The 2,090-nt window shown below is 66.1% G+C and carries 3 protein-coding genes; 2 read left to right on the top strand and 1 reads right to left on the bottom strand.

Annotated features, from left to right (window positions below):
- Positions 1-7 precede the first annotated feature (7 nt).
- Positions 8-232: an RNA-binding S4 domain-containing protein gene (locus Q9R33_RS20445; RefSeq protein WP_311294948.1), complete on the top strand. Its 225-nt coding sequence runs from the start codon at positions 8-10 to the stop codon at positions 230-232.
- Between the two features lie 455 nt (positions 233-687).
- Here the strand turns inward: Q9R33_RS20445 and Q9R33_RS20440 are convergent, their stop codons facing one another.
- Complete coding sequence (locus Q9R33_RS20440) at positions 688-1,068, bottom strand: VOC family protein (protein WP_311294947.1); 381 nt, start codon at positions 1,066-1,068, stop codon at positions 688-690.
- 88 nt (positions 1,069-1,156) lie between these two features.
- On the opposite strand from Q9R33_RS20440, the gene Q9R33_RS20435 reads away from it, so the two are divergent.
- On the top strand, positions 1,157-1,900 hold the full coding sequence (locus Q9R33_RS20435; protein ID WP_311294946.1) for a TetR/AcrR family transcriptional regulator C-terminal domain-containing protein: 744 nt from the start codon (positions 1,157-1,159) through the stop codon (positions 1,898-1,900).
- Positions 1,901-2,090 lie beyond the last annotated feature (190 nt).

Genomic DNA, 2,090 nt, shown 5'->3' with positions numbered 1-2,090 from the left:
TTCGGGGATGATGAACGCGGCGCCGATCGACATCCCCATCGGCGGCGAGAGCATTCGTCTCGGGCAGTTCCTGAAGTTCGCCGGGATCCTCGACTCCGGCGGTGAGGTGAAAGAAGCCATCATCGACGGCTTCGTCCTCGTCAACGGCGAGATCGATCGCCGCCGCGGGAGGCAGCTCCAGGTCGGCGACGTCGTGAGCTTCGAAGGACGCAGCGTGCGCGTCTGCCCCTGACCGAGGGTATGAGACCCCCGGAGGACCGCGGTTACGGCGGAGACGGAGGGATCGGTGCAGCACATTGCGACGCGCGTCTCAAAACACGCGGATGCCGACATCTGCGAACGCATCACGGGCTCTCCCCATCGGCGGTGCCAGCAGGGTCGTATCCGAATCGTCGCCGGATCACCTCTCCGGTCCGTTCATCGATCGCGGCCGCGACCACGCTCCGCGCGTGCACATCCAGCCCGACACCCATACGCTGAGAACTCAACTGGGGCCTCCATTCGCCTGTCGGATAGGCCAGCCCCCATCGGCTGGCAACCCACGCTTACGCGAATCGAGGCCCCAGCCTCAAGAGGTCCGAAGGCTCATATCGTCTAGTCGCGGCGCGTCGGTGCCGGTCCTCGGGGTTCACGGGCCGCGGAGCGGGGCGACGCACAGAGCGTGTCGCCCCGCCCTATTCATGCGGGCTATTCGACCCACTGCACGAGCTGCCAGATGAGCCCGTTCGCGTCGGCGAACTGGCAGAACCGCTCACCCCACGGCTCGGTCTCCGGCGAAGTCACGACCCGGGCACCCGCGGCCTCGATGCGCGCGAACTGCGCGTCGAGGTCGTCGACGACGTAGACGAGCAGGAGCCCCTGGCCCGCGGATCCGGCGATTTCGCTCGGCTTGAACGTGGCCAGGCCCGTGGCCAGGAAGATCAGGTTCGTGTTCGAGTCGGGATGCCGGAGCGACACGAACCCCTCGGCAGACATGACCTCTTCGTAACCGAAGTGGGTCGTGGCGAAGTCCGCCGAGCCGGCGACGTCGGCGACGTTCAGTGAGAGGGCGGTCTGTGTGATGTTCATCGACTCTCCTTGTCATTAAACTATGTACAACGTACAGTACAGTGTACAGCGTACGATATAGCAGGAGTGTTCCGAGAGAGGTGGTGCGGTGCCCAGACCCCTGGTTGACCTGTTGTGGCGGGACAGCCCGCTTGCTCCCGCTGGCGGCAGCCGCGGCCCCAGGGCGCGGCACTCGACCGGCGATGTCGTCACCCGCGCGATCACCCTCGCCGACGAGGGTGGCCTCTCCGCGGTCACGGTGCGTGCACTCGCGCAATCGCTCGAGATGACGGCGATGTCGGTGTACACCCATGTCAACAGCCGCGACGACCTGCTCGTGCTGATGACCGACCATGCACACGCGCTGATGACAGCGACACCATTCGGGCGATCGACATGGCGCACCCGCGTGCGCCGCGTTGCCGACGACAACCTCGCGTTACTGTGCGCCCATCCCTGGCTGCTCGACGTCGACGACCCGCGGACCGCCCTCGGCCCCGGGACGATCGCGAAGTACGACCACGAACTGCGCGCCTTCGATGGCACCTCCATCAGTGATCTCCATCGCGATGCGGCGCTTACGCTCGTTCTCGACTTCATACGGTCATCAGCCGCGAGAATCGTAACGAAGCCGGTGACCGGCGATTTCGGCGAACTCTGGACTCAATCGGTCGAGCGCCTAGCCTGTTATCTGGGCGACGAATTCGCGATAGCGCAGCGGGTCGGGCGCGCTGCCGGCGAGTCGATGGGCGGCCCGTACCAAGCCGATCGGGCGTGGGAGTTCGGACTGGCCCGCGTGATCGCCGGCCTGGCCGACCTCGACGGCCTCGGCGCCGCGCCCGGCGGCGGGTAGAGCGTGTCTCACCTAGACATAAATGAGGAGGTGACCGTCGACGTGAGGACTCCCGAAGGCGCACCGATGACTGCAGAAGCTGCGGTCTACCCGCTCTCGTCCGGGCTCCGCGTAGCGCCAGCATTCGCCGCAACAGCAACAGCCGATGAATTGCCTCGAAGTGCCCTGGCCGTTTACGCGCACCTGGGGA

It is taken from the genome of Microbacterium sp. PRC9, from assembly GCF_031844125.1.
Lineage (GTDB): Bacteria > Actinomycetota > Actinomycetes > Actinomycetales > Microbacteriaceae > Microbacterium.
This window is presented reverse-complemented; position numbering and strand designations above follow the sequence as displayed.